Source organism: Pseudomonas sp. S3(2024) (genome assembly GCF_036861315.1).
Classification (GTDB): domain Bacteria; phylum Pseudomonadota; class Gammaproteobacteria; order Pseudomonadales; family Pseudomonadaceae; genus Aquipseudomonas; species Aquipseudomonas putida_A.
The window spans coordinates 633,719-655,876 of record NZ_JAZAQQ010000001.1; the positions used below are offsets into that span (position 1 = coordinate 633,719).

The 22,158-nt window shown below is 60.7% G+C and carries 21 protein-coding genes; 6 read left to right on the forward strand and 15 right to left on the reverse strand.

Annotated elements, in window-relative coordinates; genetic code table 11:
- Nucleotides 1–73: 73 nt before the first annotated feature.
- Together recJ and VLA07_RS03035 are read right to left on the reverse strand one after the other, a co-directional pair.
- Nucleotides 74–1,783 carry a single-stranded-DNA-specific exonuclease RecJ gene (recJ, locus tag VLA07_RS03030; protein ID WP_333988380.1) on the reverse strand — a complete coding sequence of 570 codons (1,710 nt, stop codon included), beginning with the start codon at nt 1,781–1,783 and terminating at the stop codon, nt 74–76.
- A gap of 55 nt (nt 1,784–1,838) precedes the next feature.
- Nucleotides 1,839–2,381: a YaeQ family protein gene (locus VLA07_RS03035; protein ID WP_027610977.1), complete on the reverse strand. Its 543-nt coding sequence runs from the start codon at nt 2,379–2,381 to the stop codon at nt 1,839–1,841.
- 146 nt (nt 2,382–2,527) lie between these two features.
- Between VLA07_RS03035 and VLA07_RS03040 the strand changes: the two genes are divergently transcribed.
- Together VLA07_RS03040 and VLA07_RS03045 are read left to right on the forward strand one after the other, a co-directional pair.
- On the forward strand, nt 2,528–3,727 hold the full coding sequence (locus VLA07_RS03040; RefSeq protein ID WP_027610976.1) for a CaiB/BaiF CoA transferase family protein: 1,200 nt from the start codon (nt 2,528–2,530) through the stop codon (nt 3,725–3,727).
- Nucleotides 3,654–4,634: a TIGR02285 family protein gene (locus VLA07_RS03045; protein WP_193774875.1), complete on the forward strand. Its 981-nt coding sequence runs from the start codon at nt 3,654–3,656 to the stop codon at nt 4,632–4,634. The genes VLA07_RS03040 and VLA07_RS03045 overlap by 74 nt, the downstream gene beginning before the upstream one ends.
- Nucleotides 4,635–4,809: 175 nt before the next feature.
- Here VLA07_RS03045 and VLA07_RS03050 read toward each other — a convergent pair whose 3' ends face one another.
- The 7 genes from VLA07_RS03050 to xerD all read right to left on the reverse strand — a co-directional run bounded on the left by VLA07_RS03050 (nt 4,810) and on the right by xerD (nt 12,055).
- Nucleotides 4,810–5,091 carry a DUF3509 domain-containing protein gene (locus VLA07_RS03050; RefSeq protein WP_027610974.1) on the reverse strand — a complete coding sequence of 94 codons (282 nt, stop codon included), beginning with the start codon at nt 5,089–5,091 and terminating at the stop codon, nt 4,810–4,812.
- Nucleotides 5,092–5,253: 162 nt separating this feature from the next.
- Nucleotides 5,254–5,661, reverse strand: coding sequence for a DNA-binding protein (locus VLA07_RS03055; protein WP_333988381.1), 408 nt, complete (start codon nt 5,659–5,661; stop codon nt 5,254–5,256).
- 116 nt (nt 5,662–5,777) lie between these two features.
- A complete protein-coding gene (locus tag VLA07_RS03060) occupies nt 5,778–7,142 on the reverse strand; it encodes a transporter substrate-binding domain-containing protein (protein WP_103368453.1) in 1,365 nt (454 codons plus the stop codon).
- Nucleotides 7,143–7,261: 119 nt separating this feature from the next.
- Complete coding sequence (thrC, locus tag VLA07_RS03065) at nt 7,262–8,671, reverse strand: threonine synthase (protein ID WP_333988382.1); 1,410 nt, start codon at nt 8,669–8,671, stop codon at nt 7,262–7,264.
- A gap of 66 nt (nt 8,672–8,737) precedes the next feature.
- A complete protein-coding gene (locus VLA07_RS03070; RefSeq protein ID WP_007908972.1) occupies nt 8,738–10,042 on the reverse strand; it encodes a homoserine dehydrogenase in 1,305 nt (434 codons plus the stop codon).
- 131 nt (nt 10,043–10,173) lie between these two features.
- Nucleotides 10,174–10,905: a bifunctional protein-disulfide isomerase/oxidoreductase DsbC gene (dsbC, locus tag VLA07_RS03075; RefSeq protein ID WP_007967782.1), complete on the reverse strand. Its 732-nt coding sequence runs from the start codon at nt 10,903–10,905 to the stop codon at nt 10,174–10,176.
- Between the two features lie 253 nt (nt 10,906–11,158).
- On the reverse strand, nt 11,159–12,055 hold the full coding sequence (gene xerD / locus VLA07_RS03080) for a site-specific tyrosine recombinase XerD (RefSeq protein ID WP_007967784.1): 897 nt from the start codon (nt 12,053–12,055) through the stop codon (nt 11,159–11,161).
- A 108-nt stretch (nt 12,056–12,163) separates the two neighbouring features.
- On the opposite strand from xerD, the gene VLA07_RS03085 reads away from it, so the two are divergent.
- On the forward strand, nt 12,164–13,972 hold the full coding sequence (locus VLA07_RS03085; protein WP_333988383.1) for a cation:proton antiporter: 1,809 nt from the start codon (nt 12,164–12,166) through the stop codon (nt 13,970–13,972).
- Nucleotides 13,973–14,079: 107 nt separating this feature from the next.
- On the opposite strand, the gene VLA07_RS03090 is transcribed toward VLA07_RS03085, so the two are convergent.
- The 6 genes from VLA07_RS03090 to ffh form a co-directional block, all read right to left on the reverse strand.
- On the reverse strand, nt 14,080–14,493 hold the full coding sequence (locus VLA07_RS03090) for an acyl-CoA thioesterase (protein ID WP_007908981.1): 414 nt from the start codon (nt 14,491–14,493) through the stop codon (nt 14,080–14,082).
- 91 nt (nt 14,494–14,584) lie between these two features.
- Nucleotides 14,585–14,935 (reverse strand): 50S ribosomal protein L19, encoded by a 351-nt coding sequence (gene rplS, locus VLA07_RS03095; RefSeq protein ID WP_003175895.1) that lies wholly within the window; start codon nt 14,933–14,935, stop codon nt 14,585–14,587.
- 45 nt (nt 14,936–14,980) lie between these two features.
- On the reverse strand, nt 14,981–15,733 hold the full coding sequence (gene trmD / locus VLA07_RS03100) for a tRNA (guanosine(37)-N1)-methyltransferase TrmD (RefSeq protein ID WP_003221981.1): 753 nt from the start codon (nt 15,731–15,733) through the stop codon (nt 14,981–14,983).
- A gap of 3 nt (nt 15,734–15,736) precedes the next feature.
- Nucleotides 15,737–16,273: a ribosome maturation factor RimM gene (gene rimM / locus VLA07_RS03105; protein ID WP_003221979.1), complete on the reverse strand. Its 537-nt coding sequence runs from the start codon at nt 16,271–16,273 to the stop codon at nt 15,737–15,739.
- 5 nt (nt 16,274–16,278) lie between these two features.
- Complete coding sequence (rpsP, locus tag VLA07_RS03110) at nt 16,279–16,530, reverse strand: 30S ribosomal protein S16 (RefSeq protein ID WP_003185073.1); 252 nt, start codon at nt 16,528–16,530, stop codon at nt 16,279–16,281.
- 261 nt (nt 16,531–16,791) lie between these two features.
- A complete protein-coding gene (gene ffh / locus VLA07_RS03115) occupies nt 16,792–18,168 on the reverse strand; it encodes a signal recognition particle protein (protein WP_007967791.1) in 1,377 nt (458 codons plus the stop codon).
- Between the two features lie 195 nt (nt 18,169–18,363).
- Here ffh and VLA07_RS03120 point away from each other — a divergent pair, with 195 nt between their 5' ends.
- From VLA07_RS03120 to VLA07_RS03130, 3 genes are all read left to right on the forward strand, one after another.
- Complete coding sequence (locus VLA07_RS03120; RefSeq protein ID WP_333988384.1) at nt 18,364–19,176, forward strand: cytochrome C assembly family protein; 813 nt, start codon at nt 18,364–18,366, stop codon at nt 19,174–19,176.
- Between the two features lie 12 nt (nt 19,177–19,188).
- A complete protein-coding gene (locus VLA07_RS03125) occupies nt 19,189–20,421 on the forward strand; it encodes an HlyC/CorC family transporter (protein ID WP_333988385.1) in 1,233 nt (410 codons plus the stop codon).
- A 357-nt stretch (nt 20,422–20,778) separates the two neighbouring features.
- Nucleotides 20,779–22,095, forward strand: a complete 1,317-nt coding sequence (locus VLA07_RS03130; RefSeq protein ID WP_333988386.1) for an MFS transporter — start codon at nt 20,779–20,781, stop codon at nt 22,093–22,095.
- Nucleotides 22,096–22,158: the final 63 nt, after the last annotated feature.

The window sequence follows — 22,158 nt, forward strand, 5'->3', positions numbered from 1 at the left end:
TGCTTTCGCGAGCAGGCTCGCTCCCACAAAGTCAACACCGTGCCTGTGGGAGCGAGCCTGCTCGCGAATGGCGTCAGCGCGGTTCGATGTGGGCAATCATCAGTTGCACCGTCTCGTTGCCCCGGAACTCGTTGACGTCGAGCTTGTAGGCCAGCTCGACCCACTGAATGGTCGGGTTCGGCCAGACATCACGGTCGATGCCGAAAGCGATGCCATCCAGCTTCACCGACCCGCACTCGCTTTTCAGCACCACTTTCAAGTGCCGCTCGCCGACCACCCGTTGCTCGACCAACTGGAACACGCCATGGAACAGCGGCTCCGGGAAGTGCTGGCCCCAAGGCCCGGCATGGCGCAGGGCGCGGGCCAGTTCCAGATGGAACTCCTCGACCGCCAGCGTGCCATCCGAAAGCATGCGCCCGGTCAGGTCCTCCTCACGAAGTTGCCGACGCACTTCGGCATCGAAAGCTTCGGCGAACAGCGGAAAATTCTCTTGCGGCAAAGTCAGACCGGCCGCCATCGCGTGGCCACCGTACTTGGCAATCAGGTTCGGATGCTGCGCCGCCACCACGCTCAAAGCATCGCGAATGTGGAAACCCTGCACCGAACGCCCCGAGCCCTTGAGTAAACCGTCACCGGCATCGGCGAAGGCAATGGTCGGGCGGAAATAACGTTCTTTCATGCGCGAGGCGAGAATGCCGATCACGCCCTGGTGCCATTCGGGATCGAACAGGCACAGGCCGAACGGCATCGATTCCACCGGCAAGTCCTTGAGCTGGGCCAGCGCCTCGCGCTGCATGCCCTGCTCGATGGATTTGCGATCCTGATTCATGCCGTCCAGTTGCGCGGCCATTTCCCGCGCCAGATTGGCGTCGGCAGTGAGCAGGCATTCGATCCCGAGGCTCATGTCGTCCAGGCGCCCCGCCGCGTTCAGGCGCGGGCCGACGATAAATCCAAGGTCGGTGGAAGTGATTCGCGCCGCGTCACGCTTGGCCACTTCAAGAATTGCCTTGATCCCCGGTCGTGCACGCCCGGCGCGAATCCGCTCGAGGCCCTGATGCACCAGAATCCGGTTGTTGGCATCCAGCGGCACCACGTCGGCAACGCTGCCCAGCGCCACCAGATCCAGCAGTTCGCCGATGTTCGGCTGCGGCTTGCTCTCGTACCAGCCAAGGCTGCGCAGGCGCGCGCGCAAGGCCATCAACACGTAGAAAATCACCCCGACCCCGGCCAGCGCCTTGCTCGGAAACTCGCAGCCGGGCTGGTTCGGGTTGACCAGCGCATCGGCCAGCGGCAGTTCATCGCCGGGCAAGTGGTGGTCGGTGATCAACACCTTGAGCCCGGCCTTTTTCGCCGCCGCCACACCTTCGACGCTGGAGATGCCGTTGTCGACAGTGATCAACAACTGCGGCTCGCGCGCCAGGGCAACCTCGACGATTTCCGGGGTCAGGCCATAGCCGTATTCGAAGCGGTTCGGCACCAGATAATCGACATGCGCCGCGCCCAGCAGACGCAAGCCAAGCACGCCGACCGTACTGGCCGTCGCGCCATCGGCGTCGAAGTCACCGACGATCAGAATCCGCTGACGCTGCTCCAGCGCCGTCACCAGCAGATCCACCGCTGCCTCGATGCCCTTGAGCTGCTGGAACGGAATCAGCCGCGCCAGACTTTTATCCAGCTCCGCCTCGGATTGCACGCCCCGCGCCGCGTACAAACGGGTCAGCAAAGGTGGCAGGTCACCGAGAAACGGCAGCGTGGCAGGCAACGGTCGAGGATCAATACGCATGGGCTAACGGAAACTTCTCTTGAATACGTGGGATTAATCAGTGAACGACGCAGGATCAGCCGCGTTCACCTTGCAGCCATTGCAACTGGACTTCATGCTGACCGCGGTCGTCGGTGACGAAGATCGTGCCTTCGCTGATCATCACGTCCCACTTGATGACGCGCGGCATGTCCTTGGCCAGGGTTTCCAGCACTTCCTGCGGCACAGCGGCGATGTTGACGTTTTTCAGGTTCTTGATCGCCGGGATCACTTTGCCTTCCCACACGCGCAGACTGCCATAGGCCAGCAGGCTGGTGCGTTCGGTGCGACGCGAGCACCAGGTCAGACGATCGGCGTCCGGCTGGCCAACTTCGATCCAGTGCAGAACGCGATCATCCAGGCTTTTTTCCCACAGCGCAGGTTCATCCACGTCCGACAGACCACGGCCAAACGACAACTGCTCGTTGTACCAGAGGGCGTAGGCCAGCAGCCGCACGGTCATGCGCTCTTCGGTTTCCGAAGGGTGACGGGCGATGGTCTGCTTGACGCTCTCGTAGATGCTGCGGTCGAGGTCAGTGAGGTTCAGTTCGAATTTGTACGTGGTAGACGGCTGGGCCATGAACGGGCTTCTTGATACGAGGAAAGTCGGCAAGTCTAACCGATGCCGTAGGCAATCATCGAATTGATGGCGATCAACCTGCGGCGTCTGACAGCCGGCTATGTTAAAACGCTGTATCCGCTCAGCCTTGTCCTACAGGATTCAGTATGCCGTTCGCCAACAAACCGCTCAGCGGTGTGAAAGTCATTGAATTGGGTACGTTGATTGCCGGGCCGTTCGCCTCGCGCATCTGCGGCGAGTTCGGCGCCGAAGTGATCAAGATCGAATCGCCCGACGGCGGTGATCCGCTGCGCAAGTGGCGCAAATTGTATGAAGGCACCTCGCTGTGGTGGTTCGTCCAGGCGCGCAACAAGAAGTCGCTGACCCTGAACCTCAAGCACCCCGACGGCCTGGCGATCCTGAAAAAACTGCTGGGCGAAGCCGACATCCTGATCGAAAACTTTCGCCCCGGCGTGCTGGAAAAACTCGGGCTGAGCTGGGAAACCCTGCACGCGCTGAATCCGAAACTGGTGATGGTGCGCCTCTCGGGGTTCGGCCAGACCGGGCCGATGAAGGATCAACCGGGCTTCGGCGCGGTCGGCGAGTCCATGGGCGGTTTGCGCTACATCACCGGCTTCGAAGACCGGCCACCGGTGCGCACCGGGATCTCCATCGGTGACTCGATTGCCGCGTTGTGGGGCGTCATCGGCGCGCTGATGGCGCTGCGTCATCGCGAGGTCAACGGCGGTCTCGGCCAAGTGGTCGATGTCGCGTTGTACGAGGCGATTTTCGCCATGATGGAAAGCATGGTGCCGGAGTTCGACGTGTTCGGCTTCATCCGCGAGCGCACCGGTAACATCATGCCGGGCATCACGCCGTCATCGATCCACACCAGTGCCGACGGCAAGCATGTGCAGATCGGTGCCAATGGCGACGCAATCTTTAAGCGTTTCATGCTGATCATCGGCCGCGAGGATCTGGCCAACGACCCGACACTGGCGAGTAACGACGGGCGCGACAGTCGCCGCGACGAGTTGTATGGCGTGATCGACCGCTGGGTCAATTCGCTGCCGCTGCAAAGCGTGCTCGACCTGCTCAATCAGGCGGAAGTGCCGGCCAGCCGGATCTTCAGTGCCGAGGACATGTTCAGCGATCCGCAGTACCTCGCCCGGGAAATGTTCCTGCAGGCGAAGCTGCCGGACGGCAAGCCTTTCAAGATGCCGGGCATCGTGCCGAAACTCTCCGAGACACCGGGTACTTCCGAATGGGTCGGACCGCAACTCGGTGAACACAATGCGCAGGTACTGCACGATCTTGGCTACGACGAACAGCAGATCGCCCGGTTGCGCGCAGACGGAGCTATCTAAGCTGAAACATCGGCAGACATCGGACGCCAACCGCGCCCACCACTGGTGGACGTGGCGGCTGTTCGGCCTGTTGTTTCTGCTCGCCCTGCCCGCCTGGGCGCAAGCGAAGCCCACGCTGGTCTGGTTGCTGCGCGACCTGCCGCCCCTGACCATCTTCGAAGGCCCGAAAAAGGGCCAGGGCGTCATCGATCAACTGATGCCGATGCTGATCGCCGGCATGCCGCAATACGAACACACGCTGATGCGGGTCAATCGCGCCCGCGGCATGCAGATGCTGCACGAGCCGTCCTTTACCTGCGATCCGTCGCTGATCTGGAGCAAGGAGCGCACGCAATGGATCACTTTCTCTATCCCGGCGTTTCGCGCTGTCAGTAATGGTCTGGTGGTGCGTCAGAAGGATCGCAGCGTACTGGCGCCTTACCTGATCGACGGTGAAGTCGATCTGCCGGCATTTCTGGCCAATGGCGAGATCAAGGTCGGAGTTGTCGCGGAACGCAGTTACGGCGAGTATCTCGACAGTCTGCTCAAGCAGGCTCCCGGCGGTGCGTTGACGCCGCATTATGGCAACGACGCCCTGAGCAGCCTGCTGTCGATGCAGCGCCTGGGGCGTCTGCAAGTGGTGCTGGGTTACTGGCCGGAGATCCGCTATCAGGCGCAGCAGGCGCAAATTGCCGAAGACGAACTGGTGTTCTTTCCGATTCGCGGCACCGGCAAGTATCTGTCTGGCTTTGTCGGGTGTTCCGATACGCCTCAGGGCCGTCAGGCGATCAGTGAGATCAACCAACTGCTGCGTACCCTGCCCCACGAGCAACTGAACCAGTCGTATGCCGACTGGCTGGACCCCGAAATGCGCACGGATTATCTGCAACAGGCGCGGATTTTTTTCGAGCAACAGGCCACGCAGTAAAACCTGCGGGCAAAAAGAAACCCCGAGCAGTGGGGAGACAACTCGGGGTTAAACGCGGTCTGCTTAAAGACCCGTAGCAGCAAGCGACAAGCACCGGAGCACAATGCTTGATCCTGCTGTTATGGGGTCTGACTGACGGGGATGCAGGAAGGTTCCCACAAAAAATATTTCATCTTTACAGGGCCGCACGCTTATCCAGCGCCGCATTGCGCAAGGCCGCAATCACACAGGGCTCCAGCCGCCCTTCAGCGATCAGGACGTCACGGTGCAAACCGTCAACCACATCTGTCAGCAGGCGTTTGTCGCTCAACTGCGCCTGATTGAATTCGCGCTCCACCACGAGGGCGCCGTTGCTGTTCTTCAGCGTCACCAGGCATTCGCCATGGGCGCCACACGGAGTCAACGTCACCTGATACGGGCTCAGAGCCTCACCGAGCAATAGACTGATACTTTCCATCTCGATCTCCACTCAATAGTCCGAAAACATTGTGCCTAGGGCGTGTTCACAATAAATGACCACCGGCCCGAGAAGAAAGTTCTGAATACCGCGCTGCTCCCGGAGCAGTTAGCGGTCTGTCAGAGCATGCACGGTGAAGATGACAGAAACATAACCATCGGCTCAAGCCCCCGCCGGATGGGCTGCCGCTTGCAGGTAGCTGTCCAGCAGCCCGCGCATCAGCACCGCCGAGACCGGCGTTTGCAAACGCCCCAGGAGTTTCAGCTCCTGCTGGTGCAGCAGGCTTTCGAGATCACTCAGCAGGCCGGGTGCCACACGCCCCAGCAGGATAAGCGCCCGCGCTTCCCGCCCGGCCACCAGATGACGGATCAGCGCCAGGCCCTCTCCGCCGCGCAGTTGCGGATCGCAAATCGCTATGTCGACCCGGATGCGGCGCTCCAGCGAGCACTTTGCGGACGCCAGCGACGGCGCTGTCAGCACGTCGTAGATACCGACCGCATTGAGCATCTGGTGCAACGCCATCATTCGATAAGGATCGGGTTCGAGAATCAGTACTTTGAGCGAGCGCATGGACGACCTCTGAAACGGCAATCGCGGACTCGTCCGCAGTTGCCGCCCACTTTAGGGCAGCCTCCTTCAGTCCCCCATCGGAAAAGGAAACGCGTGATATAGGAAATTTCCCTATATCAATGCGGATGTCCCGTCGTTGCCGCATCACGCCGGGTGATGTCCGTCCACCCGCCGAGCAGGCCTCGCAACTCCCCACTGGCACAGTAAAACGGCACCGTCCATTGATAGATGTCGCGATTACCCTGCTTGAATTGCAGGCGACGTCTGCTGAAGCGGGTTCGGCGGGTTCTCAGCTGAATCATGAACTCCTCATGCAGCATGCCGGCGGTGGCACGCGGCAGGGCATCGACGTCGATCAAGCGACACCCCTGCACCTGCTCAAAGCGGATCGACAACGCCTCTTCGTAGCTTTTGTTACAGAGGATCAGACGCCCTTCCAGGTCGCGAACGAACACCGGGTCAGGCATGGCGTCTATCAGCGCGCGCTGGAAGACCAATTGATCACCGAGTTGGCTTTGCACGTCTCGATGCTGTTTGATCAGCGCCGCCATTCGCCGATGCCATAACAGCGACAACCCACAAAAAGCCCCCACCACAAACACACCCCAGTAGCCCAAACGCGACCAGTGTTGCCAGCCCGCAGCAGCTGGTTTCGGCCCGATGCCGCCCAGCCAGTTCAGGCGAATGGCCCGCAGTTCGGAAGCCGGGAACGCTTCAAGCGCCTTGTTCAGGATGCTCAGCAATTGCGGCTGACCCTTGCGCACGGCCAGAAGATCCGCCTCCCATTTTCCCTCCAGCAATTCGCCAACCTTCAGCAAGCCTGAGGGATAGAGCTGCGCACCGATTTCGTTTTCGATGGTGGCATAGGCCTCACCGCTTTCGACCAGCGCCCGTGCCTCGGCATAGGTTTTCACCGAACGTAATTCGATGGACGGATAATCGCGTCGGATCACCCCCTCCAGCGCATGCCGACCCGGCAACACCAGCACCCGTTTGGCCAACTGCTCCAGCGATTGCACTCCAGGCTCGCCGGCGCGGCCGACAAATACCCAGCCGGCACCGCCAAAGGCATGACTGAAATCCAGACTCAAACGGCGCTCATCATTCATCGCCAGGGTCGTGCTCATGTCTGCGGCACCGGTTTCCAGGCGCTCGAGCATCTGCGCGGTGGAAAACGACTCCCGGTAAACGAATTGCAACCCGGTCATGGCGCTGATGCGTTTGAGCACATCATTGTTCAAGCCGCTCCAATGACCATGCTCATCCAGAAACAGGTACAACGGGTACTGCTCCGCCGCCACGATCACCGTCGGGTTATCGCGAACCCATTGCCGCTCGGCTTCACTCAGCACAACGGTGCCGATGTTCAACTGCTCTTCATCATGCGCCAGATGCGCCGCAACGCCCACGCGCCAGCCAACCAACAGGCATAACAGAAAAACCCGCTTCAGGGCGTGTTTCCATCCTCTTTCAAACAGCATTGCCACTTCCTTCGTGATCGACTCACCCGTCCTTCATGGGCGAAAACCCGAGCAGTGTGGCAGCAGAAACAAAAAAGCCCGTCAGGAGACGGGCTTCAAAATGTGACAGCTTTTTCGGCTTACAGCGGCTTGCCGCGGTTGCCGTGCTGGCTGACAAAGGCCTGTACGGCTTTCAGCTCGTTTGGCAGAACGGTGCAGCGCTCGTTTCGCTCGAACAAATCAGAAAGATGTGCAGGCAGTTCGAGAGCTTTTCCTACACCCGCTTTCTCCACGGCATCCGGGAATTTCACCGGATGTGCGGTGCCCAGGATCACCATCGGGATGTCCAGGCTGCGGCGGCATTCGCGCGCGGCCTTGACGCCGATGGCGGTGTGCGGGTCCAACACTTCGCCGCATTGCGCGTAGACTTCGGCGATGGTTTCGCAGGTTTGCGCGTCATCCACGGCCAGCGAGTCGAACAGCTTGCGGGCTTCGGTCCAGCGCTCTTGCTCGACGCTGAAACCACCGCCCTGCTTGAACGAATCCATCAGCCCGGCAATCGCCGCGCCGTTACGACCGTGCAGGTCGAACAGCAGGCGTTCGAAGTTCGACGAAACCATGATGTCCATCGACGGCGACAGCGTAGCGTGCAGGGTTTCCTTGACGTACTGGTTGCCGCTCATGAAGCGGTGCAGGATGTCGTTGCGGTTGGTCGCGACGATCAACTGGTTGATCGGCAGGCCCATGTTGCGCGCCAGGTAACCGGCGAAGATGTCGCCGAAGTTGCCGGTCGGTACCGAGAACGCCACCGAACGCGCCGGGCCGCCCAGCTGCAGCGCTGCGTGGAAGTAGTAGACGATCTGGGCCATGATCCGCGCCCAGTTGATCGAGTTCACCGCTACCAGGCGCGTGCCCTTGAGGAAGCTCTGGTCGGCAAAGCTGTTCTTGACCATTTCCTGGCAGTCATCGAAGTTGCCTTCGATGGCGATGTTGTGGATGTTCTCGCCGACAATGGTGGTCATCTGCCGACGCTGCACTTCGGACACACGGTTGTGCGGGTGCAGGATGAAGATGTCGACGTTTTCGCAGTGCTTGCAGCCTTCGATGGCGGCCGAACCGGTGTCACCCGAGGTGGCACCGACGATGACCACGCGCTCGCCGCGCTTTTCCAGCACGTAATCGAGCAGACGACCGAGCAGTTGCAGGGCGAAGTCCTTGAACGCCAGGGTCGGGCCGTGGAACAGCTCCAGCACCCATTCGTTGCCGTTGAGCTGACGCAGCGGCGCAACAGCGCTGTGCGAGAACACACCGTAGGTTTCTTCGAGGATATTTTTGAAATCGGCGTCCGGGATGCTGCCGGTGACAAACGGGCGCATGACCCGGAAAGCCAGCTCGTGATACGGCAGGCCGGCCCAGGAAGCGATTTCTTCCTGGGTGAAACGTGGCAGGTTTTCCGGGACGTACAGACCGCCGTCAGTGGCCAGACCGGCCAGCAGGACGTCTTCGAAATTCAGGGCCGGTGCCTGGCCGCGGGTACTGATGTAACGCATGACTGACTCCAATGGAGAGTGTGCACAACAGTGGCCCCTTTCACGGGGCCATTGCAGGACAACGACTTAGTTCAGGTGCTCGACGCGGATCCGTACAACCGGACCATTCACGCCGGCCAGGGCTTCGAGGGCAGCGATCGCATCGTTGATACGCTGCTCGACCACGCGGTGGGTCAGCAGGATCATCGGTACCAGACCGTCGTGTTCCTCGACTTCCTTCTGCATGATCGACTCGATGTTGATGCCACGCTCCGAGAGGATGCTCGCCACCTGAGCCAGTACGCCCGGATGGTCCTTGGCCTGGATGCGCAGGTAGTAGGCACTTTCGCAGGCTTCGATCGGCAGGATCGGATGCGCCGACAGCGAGTCCGGCTGGAAGGCCAGGTGCGGCACGCGGTTTTCCGGATCGGACGTCATGGCGCGAACCACGTCCACCAGGTCGGCGATCACCGACGAAGCGGTCGGCTCCATGCCGGCGCCGGCGCCGTAGAACAGGGTCGAACCGGCAGCGTCACCATTGACCATCACGGCGTTCATCACGCCGTTGACGTTGGCGATCAGACGATCGGCCGGGATCAGCGTCGGGTGTACGCGCAGCTCGATGCCGGCAGCGGTGCTGCGCGCCACGCCGAGGTGCTTGATGCGGTAGCCCAGCGCTTCGGCGTAGTTCACGTCAGCGGTGGTCAGCTTGGTGATGCCTTCGGTGTAGGCCTTGTCGAATTGCAGCGGAATGCCGAACGCGATCGACGCCAGAATCGTCAGCTTGTGCGCCGCGTCGATGCCTTCGACGTCGAAGGTCGGATCGGCTTCGGCGTAGCCCAGCGCTTGCGCTTCGGCCAGCACGTCTTCGAAGGTGCGACCCTTCTCGCGCATTTCGGTGAGGATGAAGTTACCGGTGCCGTTGATGATCCCGGCGACCCAGTTGATGCGGTTGGCGGACAGGCCTTCACGGATCGCCTTGATCACCGGAATGCCACCGGCCACGGCCGCTTCGAACGCCACGATCACGCCTTTCTCGCGTGCCTTGGCGAAAATCTCATTACCGTGAACGGCGATCAGTGCCTTGTTCGCGGTGACCACATGCTTGCCATTCTCGATGGCCTTGAGTACCAGCTCGCGGGCAACGGTGTAGCCGCCCATCAGCTCTATGACGATGTCGATCTCAGGGTTCGTGGCCACTTCGAAGACATCGTTGGTAATCGCAATACCGGTCGTCTGGAACTGAGGCTTTGGCGTGCGCATGGCAATTTGTGCCACTTCGATCCCACGCCCGGCACGACGAGCAATTTCCTCGGCGTTGCGCTGAAGTACGTTGAAGGTACCGCCACCGACGGTCCCTAACCCACAGATGCCTACTTTGACCGGATTCACTGTGAACTCCCCATGAAACGGCCGACGCAAGGTCGGCCGGAAAACAACCGCGTGTTCGCGGCTCTCTATTAATGGCCCGGCGAAGTTACCGCCGGACCATGATCGTCAAAGGCTGACCGTGACGATGCGAATTACTTGGCGCCCAGCGCCAGTTTGGCGACTTGTGGCGCCGGCTGGTAGCCCGGAATGACTTGTCCGTCGGCCAAAACGATGGCCGGTGTACCGTTCACGCCGATCGACTGACCGAGGGCGAACTGTTTGGAGACCGGGTTCGCGCACTTGGCGGCCTTGATTTCCTTGCCATCGACCATTTTGTCCATGGCGGCTTTCTTGTCGGTCGAGCACCACACGGCTTGCAGCTGCTCGTCACCCGGCGAGCCGAGGCCCTGACGCGGGAACGCCACGTAACGCACTTCGATGCCGCGCTTGTTCAGCTCAGGCACTTCGGCGTGCAGCTTGTGGCAGTACGGGCAGGTGGTGTCGGTGAACACGGTGATGTGCGATTTGGTTTCGCCCACCGCCGGATACACCACGGTTTCGGCAACTGGAATGGCATTGATCAGTTTGGAGATGCCCAGGCGTTCGGTCTTCTCGGTCAGGTTGACCGGTTTGCCGTCCTTGAGCTGGAACAGGTAGCCCTGAACGATGTACTGGCCGTCGGCGCTGGCGTACAGCACGCGGCTGCCCTTGAGCTTGACTTCATACATGCCCGGCAACGGGCTGGCGCTGATGCTTTCTACCGGAACCTCGAGTTCGAGTTTTTCCAGGCTTTGACGAATGGCTTTGTCGGCCGCGTCATCGGCGACGGCAAAGGTGCTGACCAACGCAATGGCTGCGGCGGCGAAAATCTGGGTCAGACGCATGAGAACTCCTGAAGGCGGACAAATGAAACGGTCAGAACGCCCGTGCCGGAACACCGGGTCATAACCGTCCATCGTGCAAACCGGCAAAGCCTACCACATAAGGCTCGCATGGCCGAATGCGCCTGTCGCCAGAGATTGTGGGCGACGCAAACCCTGTGGGAGCGGGCTTGCTCGCGAAGGCGTCCTGGCAGGCGACAAATATCTCGTCTGTGACGGCCTCTTCGCGAGCAAGCCCGCTCCCACAGGTTTTTCATCAGCCTCTTGGGTGGTGTTTGGCGTGCAGATCTTGCAACCGCGCGCGGGCCACATGGGTGTAGATTTGCGTAGTGGAAAGGTCGCTGTGACCCAGCAACATTTGCACCACCCGCAGGTCGGCGCCGTGGTTGAGCAGGTGCGTGGCGAAGGCGTGACGCAAGGTGTGCGGTGACAGCGATTTGCCGATCCCGGCGACTTTGGCCCAATGCTTGATCCGGTGCCAGAAAGTCTGGCGGGTCATCTGTTCGCCGCGCTGGCTGGGGAACAGCACATCGCTGGGGCGTCCGCCGAGCAGCTCGCTGCGGCCATCGCGCATGTAACGCTCGACCCAGACAATCGCCTCTTCGCCCATCGGCACCAGCCGCTCCTTGCTGCCCTTGCCCATCACCCGCAACACGCCCTGACGCAGGTTGACCTGCTCCAAGGTCAGGCTCACCAGTTCGGTCACCCGCAGGCCACAGGCATACAGCACTTCAAGCATGGCGCGATCACGCTGACCGATGGCTTCGCTCAGGTCCGGCGCCTTGAGCAGCGCTTCGACGTCGGCCTCCGACAACGATTTGGGCAACGGCCGACCGAGTTGCGGCATGTCGACGCGCAAGGTCGGATCGACCGTAATCAGCTTTTCCCGCAGCAGATAGCGATAAAAGCCACGCACACCGGAAAGAAATCTGGCGGTGGAACGCGGTTTGTAGTTCTGTTCCAGGCGCCAGGACAGGTGATCGAGGATCAACTCGCGACCGGCATTGATCAGCTCCAGGTTTTTCTCCTGCAGCCAGCCGTTGAACAGCGCCAGATCGCTGCGGTAGGCGCCGCGGGTGTTGTCGGACAGGCCTTTTTCCAGCCACAGGGCGTCGAGGAATTGGTCAATCAGCGGATGGTCGATGGCAGGCATGGGCGCTCAAGACACACAACCTCCGGGGCCGTGCGCAAATGTAGAGTGAACTGTAGGAATGGCCGCTAGTCTTTCATAGCCCGCTAATTCAAGGAACAGGGAGCTTCAATGAACGAGCAGCAAATTCTCTTGGCATTTGGCGGGATCGGCGCCGCTGCGCTGGGTTGCCAGTGGCTGGCGTGGCGCCTGAAGCTGCCGGCGATTCTGTTTCTGTTGCTGACCGGGATTCTCGCCGGGCCGGTGCTGGGCTGGCTCGACCCGCAGGAAATGTTCGGCCCGCTGCTGATGCCGCTGGTGTCGCTGGCGGTAGCGTTGATCCTGTTTGAGGGCAGTCTGACCCTGCACCTGTCGGAATGGCGCGAGATCGGCAGTGTCGTGCATCGGCTGGTGACTCTCGGTGCGCTCGTCACCTGGGTGGTCATCGCCGTCGCGACGCACTTCTTGCTCGGCTTCGACTGGCTGCTGGCGATCCTGTTCGGCAGCCTGACGCTGGTGACCGGCCCGACGGTGATCGTGCCGATGCTGCGGGTGGTGCGGCCGAAAGCCTCGATCGCCAACATCTTGCGCTGGGAAGGCATCGTCATCGACCCGATCGGCGCCCTGCTCGCGGTGGTGGTCTACAGCTTCATCATCGCCCGCTCCGAGGGCAACGGCCTCGAACAGAGCCTGTTGACCTTCGGCGGGGTGATTGTCTGCGGCAGCGTATTCGGGGTGGTCGGCGGCTGGGTGCTGGGCACCATCATCCGGCGCCAGTGGTTGCCCGAGTACCTGCATAACCTCGCCTCGCTGGCAGCCGTGCTGGGGATTTTCATTGCGTCGAATCAGGTGATGCACGAGTCCGGCCTGCTCGCGGTGACGCTGATGGGCATGTGGCTGGCGAACATGAAGGGCGTGGATGTGCGGCACATCCTGCACTTCAAGGAAAACCTCAGCGTACTGCTGATTTCCGGGTTGTTCATTCTGCTGGCGGCGCGGCTGGACCTGCATGCCCTGATCGGCCTCGGGCCGCTGGTGCTGATTCTGCTGCTGGTGATTCAACTGATCGCGCGCCCGCTGAACGTGCTGTTGAGCACTGCCGGCTCTAGCCTGAGCTGGCGTGAACGCGCCCTGCTGTGCTGGATCGCCCCGCGCGGGATCGTGGCGGCGGCGGTGTCGGCGATTTTCGCGATTCGTCTGGATCAAGCCGGGCACGAAGGTGCGCTGCTGCTGGTGCCGCTGACTTTCGCGGTGATCATCGGCACCGTGGTGCTGCAAAGTGCAACCGCTCGGCCACTGGCACGCTTGCTGAACGTCGCTGAACCGGCGCCGAGCGGCTTCCTGATCGTCGGCGCCAACGGCCCGGCGCGCCTGCTGGGCAAGTCGCTGCAGCAGCTGGGCAGCCGGGTGCTACTGACCGATTCGAGTTGGGAAAACATTCGTGCGGCGCGCATGGAGGGTTTGCCGACGTACTTTGGCAACCCGGCTTCACAGCATGCCGATGCGCATCTTGATCTGGTGGGGCTGGGGCATCTGCTGGCGCTATCGCCGTCGGGCGAACTGAACACCCTGGCGGCGATGCGTTTTCGACACGACTTTGGTCATCAACGCCTGTTTGGTCTGGCCAGTGGTCAGGAAAGTCGTCGCAGTGACAAGCATCGGGCAAGCCTGGAACATCGCGGCAATCAGCTGGGGAGCGAGGCGCTGACCTACGCCAAGCTGGCCAGCCTGATCAGCAACGGCGCCGAGGTCTACAGCACGACGCTGACGGACGGTTTCGGTTGGGAGGATTACCAGGCATTGCATGGCAATCGGGCGACCCTGCTGTTCATGCGCGATGACAGTGGCTGGGTGCATGTGGTGACGCCGGAGACTGCTTTGAAACCGGGATCCGGGTGGACGTTGCTGGCGTTGATTCAGCCTGAGAGCAGCGGTGCCTGAGCTGACGCCTTCGCGAGCAGGCTCGCTCCCACAGTGATCGGAAATTGTGTCCGACACAAAGCCTGTGGGAGCGAGCCTGCTCGCGAATGGCGCGACTCGGTTCCAGATCAGGCTGCAAACCCAGGCAGCACCGGCACCGGCCGCTTGTCATCATCAATAGCGACAAAGCTGAACTGCCCATGAATCGCCTTCTCGCGGCCATCACAACTCATGCTCTCGACAAACACTTCCACCTCGACCTTGAGGCTGGTATTGCCGACCTTGATCACTTTACCGACCAGTTCGACGATGGAGCCGGCCGGGATCGCGTGGTTGAAGTCGATGCGGTCGGTTGAAACAGTCACCAGCGGCAGGCGGCAGAAGCGGGTGGCGGTGATGAACGACACTTCGTCCATCCATGCCAGCGCGGTGCCGCCGAACAGGGTGTTGTGGTGGTTGGTGGTCGGCGGGAAGACGGCTTTGGTCACGCGGGTTACCGAGAGTTCGGTACGGCGCTGGATTTCCTGGTCGCGGGTGGTCATGGTTCTGGCCTGAAACAAAAATGCTGTGGATAAATTACAGGCAACAAAAAAGCAGCCCGTAGGCTGCTTTTTTCTGCATCGGAAGCTGGACTTAAGCCAGTTTTTCCTTGATGCGAGCTGCTTTACCCGACAGGTCGCGCAGGTAGTACAGCTTGGCTTTACGTACGTCACCGCGACGTTTAACAGCCATGCTGTCGATCTGCGGGGAGTAGGTCTGGAAAGTACGTTCTACGCCAACACCGTTGGAGATTTTACGAACGGTGAACGCACTGTTCACGCCGCGGTTACGCTTGGCGATGACAACGCCTTCGAACGCTTGCAGACGGGAACGATCGCCTTCCTTCACTTTCACCTGAACGACAATGGTGTCGCCTGGGGCAAAGGTAGGGATTTCTTTGGTCATCTGCTCTGCTTCGAGTGCAAGGATGATTTTGTTGGTCATGCTGTGCTCCTAAGGTAAATCAACTGATCTACCATCGATACGTTGTTAACTATCGTCCCGCTCGCGGATGTATTCCTCGAGCAGCTTCTTCTCTTCTCCAGAAAGCGAGCGGCTTTCCAGAAGATCGGCGCGTCGTTCATAGGTCCTACCAAGGGACTGCTGTAAACGCCAACGCCGGATATGCGCGTGATTGCCACTTAGCAACACGTCGGGAACACGCTGATCCGCATACACCTCAGGTCGGGTGTAGTGCGGGCAATCCAGCAGACCATCCGTAAAGGAATCTTCCTCAGCGGAATCCGCATGCCCTAAAGCTCCGGGCAGCAGTCGTGTAACCGCATCGATCATGACCATGGCCGGCAGCTCGCCGCCAGACAGTACATAGTCACCAATCGACCACTCTTCATCGACATGAGCCTCAATAAAGCGCTCGTCAATGCCTTCATAGCGGCCGGCAATCAGGATCAATGCATCCGATTTTGCCAACTCGCGTACCGCCGACTGAGTCAGTTGACGGCCTTGGGGGGACAGGTAAATCACCTTCGCCGCCTCCCCGGCTGCTGCCTTGGCCTGAACCAGAGCATCTTCCAGGGGCTTGATCTTCATCACCATGCCCGGACCACCGCCAAACGGGCGATCGTCCACAGTGTGATGCCGATCCGTCGTGTAATCCCGCGGATTCCAACAGGTCAGCTGCAACAGCCCCTGTTTGACCGCACGACTGGTAATGCCGTACTCACTGATGGCCGAGAACATCTCGGGGAACAGCGTAATGACGTCTACGCGCAGGCTGGCCATTGCTTAGAAGTCCGCGTCCCATTCCACCCGCATCACGCCTGCATCCAGGTCGATTGCCAGCACGCATTGCTCTGTGTAGGGCAACAAACGCTCACGATCATCCAGGCTGCCCGCGCAGGGCTTGACCACCAATACATCGTTCGCGCCGGTCTCCAACAGGTGATCAACCTTGCCGAACAATTGCTCGTCCTGGTTGATGACGCTCAGACCCTGCAACTGGTACCAGTAGTACTCGTCGCCTGTCAGGTTGGGCAAAAGGCTTCGCGAGATGCAAATCTCATAACCGCTCAGAAGACGGGCTTCATCGCGATCGTCGAGGCCTTTGAGCTTGGCAACCAGATCCTTTTGAGTGGATCGGCCGCTGACCAGCTCGACCTGTTTCACCACGCCTTCGCGCCGAAGCGTCCAGTTGCGGTAGTCCAACAGGTTTTCAATCGGATCGGTAAAGGAAAAGACCTTCACCTCGCCGCGAACGCCGTGAACCGAAAAAATCTTGCCGACAACGATCAGGTCATCAGCTTTTTCTGGCGTCGCGCTCATACTGCTCAGGCTGCAGCCTTGGCAGATTCCTTCAGCAACTGAGCAACACGCTCAGATGGCTGTGCACCAACGCTCAGCCAGTAGGCTACGCGCTCTTGGTTCACGGACAGACGGATTTCCTGACCACGGGCAACAGGGTTGAAGAAGCCAACCTGTTCTTTGTGGGAGCCGTCACGCGGGTTACGCGAGTCGGTTACGGTCAGGTGGTAAAACGGGCGCTTTTTGGAGCCGCCAAGGGCAAGACGGATTGTTAGCATGTGAACATCGTTCCTGTAGTCGGTGCTGCAAATCTAAATGCACAGCGGGCATGGGTGCCCGAAAGGCCGCATATTCTAAGGAATATCCGGACTTTTGCAAATGACTTTTTCCGGCGCCTATGGCATGCCGTGCGGATTTGCATATAGAGCCGTCGATGAAAACGGCCAGTCAGCTCCCGCCGAGTGCGGGTTTGCTGTTGATCCTGCGTCCTTGCAGGGTCTGCGCCGGTGCGACGACCGGCGAAGTCTTGGTGTCCTGAATCACATTTTCGGCATGCCGCCGCCGGGCAACATACCGCCCATGCCGCGCATCATTTTCGCCATTCCGCCTTTGGCGGTGAATTTCTTCATCATCTTCTGCATCTGCTTGTGCTGCTTGATCAAGCGACCGATGTCCTGCACCTGAGTGCCGGAACCCATGGCGATCCGGCGTTTGCGCGAACCGCTGATCAGTTCAGGGTCGCGGCGCTCGGCCGGGGTCATGGAGTTGATGATGGCTTCCATCTGCTTGAACTGCTTCTCTGCCGCGTTCTGGGCATTGCCCATTTGCGACAGATTGACGCCGCCGATGCTCGGCAGCTTGTCCATGAGGCCGCCGAGGCCGCCCATGTTCTTCATCTGTTGCAGCTGATCGCGGAAGTCTTCGAGGTCGAAGCCCTTGCCCTTCTTCAGCTTCTTGGCCAGTTTGTCGGCCTTGTCCTTGTCGAGGGTCGCTTCAGCCTGTTCGATCAGGCTGAGCACATCGCCCATGCCGAGGATCCGCGAAGCGATACGCTCAGGGTGGAACGGATCAAGCGCTTCGCTCTTCTCGCCCATACCGATGAACTTGATCGGCTTGCCGGTGATCGCGCGCACCGACAGTGCGGCACCGCCACGGGCATCGCCGTCGACCTTGGTCAGAATCACACCGGTCAGCGGCAGCGCATCACCGAAGGCCTTGGCCGTGTTGGCGGCGTCCTGGCCGGTCATGGCATCAACCACGAACAGGGTTTCGACCGGGTTGATCGCGGCGTGCAGCGCCTTGATCTCGCCCATCATCTCTTCGTCGATGTGCAGACGACCGGCGGTGTCGACGATGACCACGTCGATGAATTTCAGTTTTGCTTCTTTAATAGCCGCGTTGGCGATGTCGACCGGCTTCTGGCTCAGATCGGACGGGAAGAACGTCACGCCGATGTCGTTGGCCAGGGTTTCCAGCTGTTTGATCGCAGCCGGACGGTAGATGTCCGCCGACACGACCATCACCGACTTCTTCTTGCGCTCTTTAAGGAAGCGCGCGAGTTTGCCGGCGGTGGTGGTTTTACCGGCACCCTGCAGACCGGCCATCAGAATGACGGCGGGCGGCACGGCGCTCAGGTTCAAGTCTTCGTTGGCCGCGCCCATCAGGCTTTCGAGTTCGGCCTGGACGATCTTCACGAAGGCCTGGCCCGGCGTCAGGCTGCGCGACACCTCGGTGCCGACAGCGCGCTCCTTGACCGAATTGACGAAGTCCTTGACCACCGGCAGGGCGACGTCGGCTTCGAGCAACGCCATGCGCACTTCGCGCAGGGTGTCTTTGATATTGTCTTCAGTCAGCTTCGCCTTGCCGGTGACATGGCGCAGCGTCTGCGAGAGACGGTCGGTTAAGTTTTCAAACATTGCGCGATCCTTTCAGGCCCTGTGTAGACCGGGATAATGGCGGCCCAGACCGGATTCAACATGTGCTCGGCGAGCCTGCGGCGTGGGCAGGTCGCGGATTATAGCGAAGACTGCGTCGGGCGGACACCTCGCACTTTCGTGGTGTGGCGGTTCTATGCCAAACTCAGCGCCTTTCGGGCCTGCCTAACAGGATTTATGCTCCCCTTGTCACCCAGTTTGCTGACTTCCATCGCCGCCGCGCTTCTTTATGCCGCTGCGACCCTTTATCAGGGCACCCGCCTGGCCTCCGGCGCCAAGGCGAACAAGCGCCTGCTGGTTACGCTCGGCATCCTCGCCGTGCTCGCCCACAGCGCCAGCCTGCTCACTCACCTGCTGACGCCGATCGGCCTGGGCCTGGACTTCTTCAGCGCCGCCAGCCTGATCGCCGCGGCTGTCATCGCCCTGACGCTGCTGGCCTGCTCGCGGATCCCGGTTGAAAACCTGCTGGTGCTGCTGTTCCCACTCGGCGCGGCGACGGTGTTGCTGGCGCAGTTCGCCCCGGCCGGCACGGTGCAGATCATCGACGAAGAACCGGGCATCCTCGCCCACATCCTGCTGTCGATCCTCGCCTACGGCATGTTCACCATCGCGGTGTTCCAGGCCTTGTTGCTGCTGGTGCAGGATCACCAGCTCAAGCACAAACACCCGTCGGGCCTGATCAAGAACTTCCCGCCGCTGCAAACCATGGAAAGCCTGTTGTTCGGCTTCCTCTGGGCTGGCTGGACGCTGCTGTCGCTGTCGCTGATCTCCGGCTGGCTGTTCGTCGAGAACCTGTTCGCCCAGCATCTGGTGCACAAGACCTTGCTGGCGTGTCTGGCCTGGATCGTGTTCAGCGTGCTGCTGTGGGGCCGTAATCGCCTCGGCTGGCGCGGCCACAAGGCGATTCGCTGGACCCTCGCCGGTTTCTGCCTGCTGATGTTGGCGTATTTCGGCAGCAAGCTGGTTCGTGAATACATCCTGCACATCTGACGGGCGGCATAAATGGACGGTTTGCCCATAGGGCCGATGCTCGCGGTATTTGTCCTGCTGATTTTATGGTCGGGGCTGTTTACCGCCGTCGAAATCGCGCAGCAGCACTTGCTCGCGCAACGCACCGCCTCGCGTGCCAGCGATAAGCCGCTGGCGAAGCTGAGCTTTCCGCTCGACAGTCTGATCCTGTGCAACACCCTGTGCCGCGCCCTTGCGGTAATCATTGCCACGCTGCTGGCAATCTTCCTTTGCGAAGAAAACGGCCCGTGGGCCGCCTGCCTCGGCGCCGGCGCCGTATTGCTGGTGTTTGCCGATTACTTTCCGCGCACCGTGGCCCAGCGCTACCCGGATGCGGTGCTGTCGTTCGGTAATACCCTGCTGGCGGTTCCGCTGAAGATTCTTTACCCGCTGGCGTGGCTGCTGAGCCGCATCAGCGGTTTGCTGCTGCGTCCCTTCGCGCGCAAACCCCAAGTGGTGCAGCAAAGCGAAGACGAAGAACCTGCCGACCCGAACGAAGACCCGGAACACCCGTCTCGCACCCACCCGGTGTCAGGGATTCACGCGCTGGACAACATCACGGTCAATGACATTCTGGTGCCCCGCAGCGACGTCGACGGCATCAACCTCGACGATTCGATCGAGGAGATCATCGAACAACTGCGCCAGAACAAACGCACGCGCCTGCCGGTGTTCCATAGCGACATCAATCAGGTCGAAGCGGTGCTCAACACCCGGCAGATCCGCCATCTGCTCAACGATGGCCAGCTGACCCGCGAAGCGCTGCTGGCCGCCAGCTACGAGCCGTACTTCGTTCCGGAAAGCACCCCGCTGCAACTGCAACTGCTGAACTTCCACAAGCAGCAGCGCCGCTTGGGCATGGTGGTGGACGAGTACGGCGAAGTGCTGGGCATCGTCACTCTGGAAGACATTCTCGAAGAAATCGTCGGCGAATTCGAAAGCGAGCACAGCCTCGACAACCCGCACATCCATCCGCAGCCCGACGGGCGCATGGTGATCGATGGTACCGCGTCGATCCGCGAGTTGAACAAATGCCTCGGCTGGCATTTGCCGAGCGACGGGCCAAAAACCCTCAACGGTCTGGTGACCGAAGCGCTGGAGACCATTCCGGACAGCGCGGTGTGTCTGAAGATCGGGCGCTATCGGCTGGAGATTCTCGAGACCGAGGACAACCGGGTGAGCAAGGTGCTGATCTGGCATACGAGCGCTGTGCCTGCCAAGGTTTAGGCGCTTTTGTGGCGAGGGAGCTTGCTTCCGCTCGGGCGCGCAGCGGCCGTAAATGTGTTGGGGTCGCTTCGCAACCCAGCGGGAGCAAGCTCCCTCGCCACAGGAAGATCAATCGACGTCAATCCGCTGCGATCTTTTGCTCTTGTTTGATCGTTAGCCCCCTTCCTATAATCGAGGTGCTCACCCAAGCGCCACCGAACCTCGTGCTTACCCCGCACAAGACAGGTTTCGGCAATTTCCGCATCACCCCGACGACTGTTCCTACTCGAAACAGCGCTCGCGTCTCATCCCACATCCCTGGGTGTTCAACCATAATAATTCGCTCCAACGGAGCTCATGACTGTCAGGGATCACCGCATGACGACCAGTACCGCTTACAGCGCCACCGCGCCTGCCCAGCCGACCAACTCCGCCACCCGCGTGGCGACGGCGAGCTTCATCGGCACCGCCATCGAGTTCTACGACTTCTACGTTTACGCCACCGCCGCTGCACTGGTGATCGGGCCGGTGTTCTTTCCGCAGACGTCCGGCACCGCGCAGATGCTTTCGGCGTTTCTCACCTTCGGCATCGCCTTCCTCGCCCGCCCGCTGGGTTCGGCACTGTTCGGCCATTTCGGTGACCGCATCGGGCGCAAGTCGACACTGGTCGCCTCGCTCTTGCTGATGGGCGTGTGCACCACGCTGATCGGCGTGCTGCCGGGTTACGCCAGCATTGGCGCCTGGGCCCCGATTCTGTTGTGTGTGCTGCGTTTCGGTCAGGGTTTGGGATTGGGTGGCGAATGGGGTGGCGCGGCGTTGCTGGCCACGGAGAATGCGCCCAAGGGCAAACGGGCGTGGTTCGGCATGTTCCCGCAGCTTGGCCCGTCAATCGGCTTTCTTGCAGCCAATGGCCTGTTCCTGACCCTGGCCATGACCCTCGATGACGAGCAGTTCCGCAGCTGGGGCTGGCGGATTCCGTTTCTGCTCAGCGCGGCACTGGTGATGGTCGGCCTGTATGTGCGCTTGAAGCTCCACGAAACCCCGGTGTTCGCCAACGCCATCGCCCGTCAGGAGCGAGTGAAGGTGCCGCTGGTCGAGCTTTTCACCCAGTACTGGGCGCCAACACTGCTTGGCGCAGCGGCGATGGTGGTGTGCTATGCGCTGTTTTACATCTCGACGGTGTTTTCTCTGAGCTACGGCGTGTCCACCCTCGGCTACAGCCGTGAGACGTTTCTTGGACTGCTGTGTTTTGCCGTGCTGTTCATGGCCGCGGCAACACCGTTGTCCGCCTGGGCGAGTGACCGTTACGGGCGCAAACCGGTGCTGATCGTTGGCGGCGTGCTGGCGATTCTGTCCGGGTTTCTGATGGAGCCGTTGCTGACGCAAGGTTCGACCTGGGGCGTGGCGCTGTTCCTGTGCATCGAGCTTTTCCTGATGGGCGTGACGTTTGCCCCGATGGGCGCGCTGCTGCCGGAACTGTTTCCGACCCACGTGCGCTATACCGGCGCATCGGCCGCTTACAACCTCGGCGGGATCGTCGGCGCCTCGGCGGCTCCGTTCTTCGCGCAGAAACTGGTGGCAATGGGTGGTTTGAGTTATGTCGGCGGGTATGTGTCGGCGGCAGCGGTGCTCAGCCTGATTGCTGTGCTGTGCCTGAAGGAAACGCGCAATAACGATCTGAATCAGGTTGCCTGACGGAAGATCAAAAGCTTCGCGAGCAAGCCCGCTCCCACATTGGAATGCATTTCTCTGTGGGAG

Coding starts and splice junctions, on each gene's coding strand:
- recJ (WP_333988380.1), bottom strand. CDS start 1,783: ATGCGTATTGATCCTCGACCGTTGCCTGCCACGCTGCCGTTTCTCGGT.
- VLA07_RS03035 (WP_027610977.1), bottom strand. CDS start 2,381: ATGGCCCAGCCGTCTACCACGTACAAATTCGAACTGAACCTCACTGAC.
- VLA07_RS03040 (WP_027610976.1), top strand. CDS start 2,528: ATGCCGTTCGCCAACAAACCGCTCAGCGGTGTGAAAGTCATTGAATTG.
- VLA07_RS03045 (WP_193774875.1), top strand. CDS start 3,654: ATGCGCAGGTACTGCACGATCTTGGCTACGACGAACAGCAGATCGCCC.
- VLA07_RS03050 (WP_027610974.1), bottom strand. CDS start 5,091: ATGGAAAGTATCAGTCTATTGCTCGGTGAGGCTCTGAGCCCGTATCAG.
- VLA07_RS03055 (WP_333988381.1), bottom strand. CDS start 5,661: ATGCGCTCGCTCAAAGTACTGATTCTCGAACCCGATCCTTATCGAATG.
- VLA07_RS03060 (WP_103368453.1), bottom strand. CDS start 7,142: ATGCTGTTTGAAAGAGGATGGAAACACGCCCTGAAGCGGGTTTTTCTG.
- thrC (WP_333988382.1), bottom strand. CDS start 8,671: ATGCGTTACATCAGTACCCGCGGCCAGGCACCGGCCCTGAATTTCGAA.
- dsbC (WP_007967782.1), bottom strand. CDS start 10,905: ATGCGTCTGACCCAGATTTTCGCCGCCGCAGCCATTGCGTTGGTCAGC.
- xerD (WP_007967784.1), bottom strand. CDS start 12,055: ATGCCTGCCATCGACCATCCGCTGATTGACCAATTCCTCGACGCCCTG.
- VLA07_RS03085 (WP_333988383.1), top strand. CDS start 12,164: ATGAACGAGCAGCAAATTCTCTTGGCATTTGGCGGGATCGGCGCCGCT.
- VLA07_RS03090 (WP_007908981.1), bottom strand. CDS start 14,493: ATGACCACCCGCGACCAGGAAATCCAGCGCCGTACCGAACTCTCGGTA.
- rplS (WP_003175895.1), bottom strand. CDS start 14,935: ATGACCAACAAAATCATCCTTGCACTCGAAGCAGAGCAGATGACCAAA.
- trmD (WP_003221981.1), bottom strand. CDS start 15,733: ATGGCCAGCCTGCGCGTAGACGTCATTACGCTGTTCCCCGAGATGTTC.
- rimM (WP_003221979.1), bottom strand. CDS start 16,273: ATGAGCGCGACGCCAGAAAAAGCTGATGACCTGATCGTTGTCGGCAAG.
- rpsP (WP_003185073.1), bottom strand. CDS start 16,530: ATGCTAACAATCCGTCTTGCCCTTGGCGGCTCCAAAAAGCGCCCGTTT.
- ffh (WP_007967791.1), bottom strand. CDS start 18,168: ATGTTTGAAAACTTAACCGACCGTCTCTCGCAGACGCTGCGCCATGTC.
- VLA07_RS03120 (WP_333988384.1), top strand. CDS start 18,364: ATGCTCCCCTTGTCACCCAGTTTGCTGACTTCCATCGCCGCCGCGCTT.
- VLA07_RS03125 (WP_333988385.1), top strand. CDS start 19,189: ATGGACGGTTTGCCCATAGGGCCGATGCTCGCGGTATTTGTCCTGCTG.
- VLA07_RS03130 (WP_333988386.1), top strand. CDS start 20,779: ATGACGACCAGTACCGCTTACAGCGCCACCGCGCCTGCCCAGCCGACC.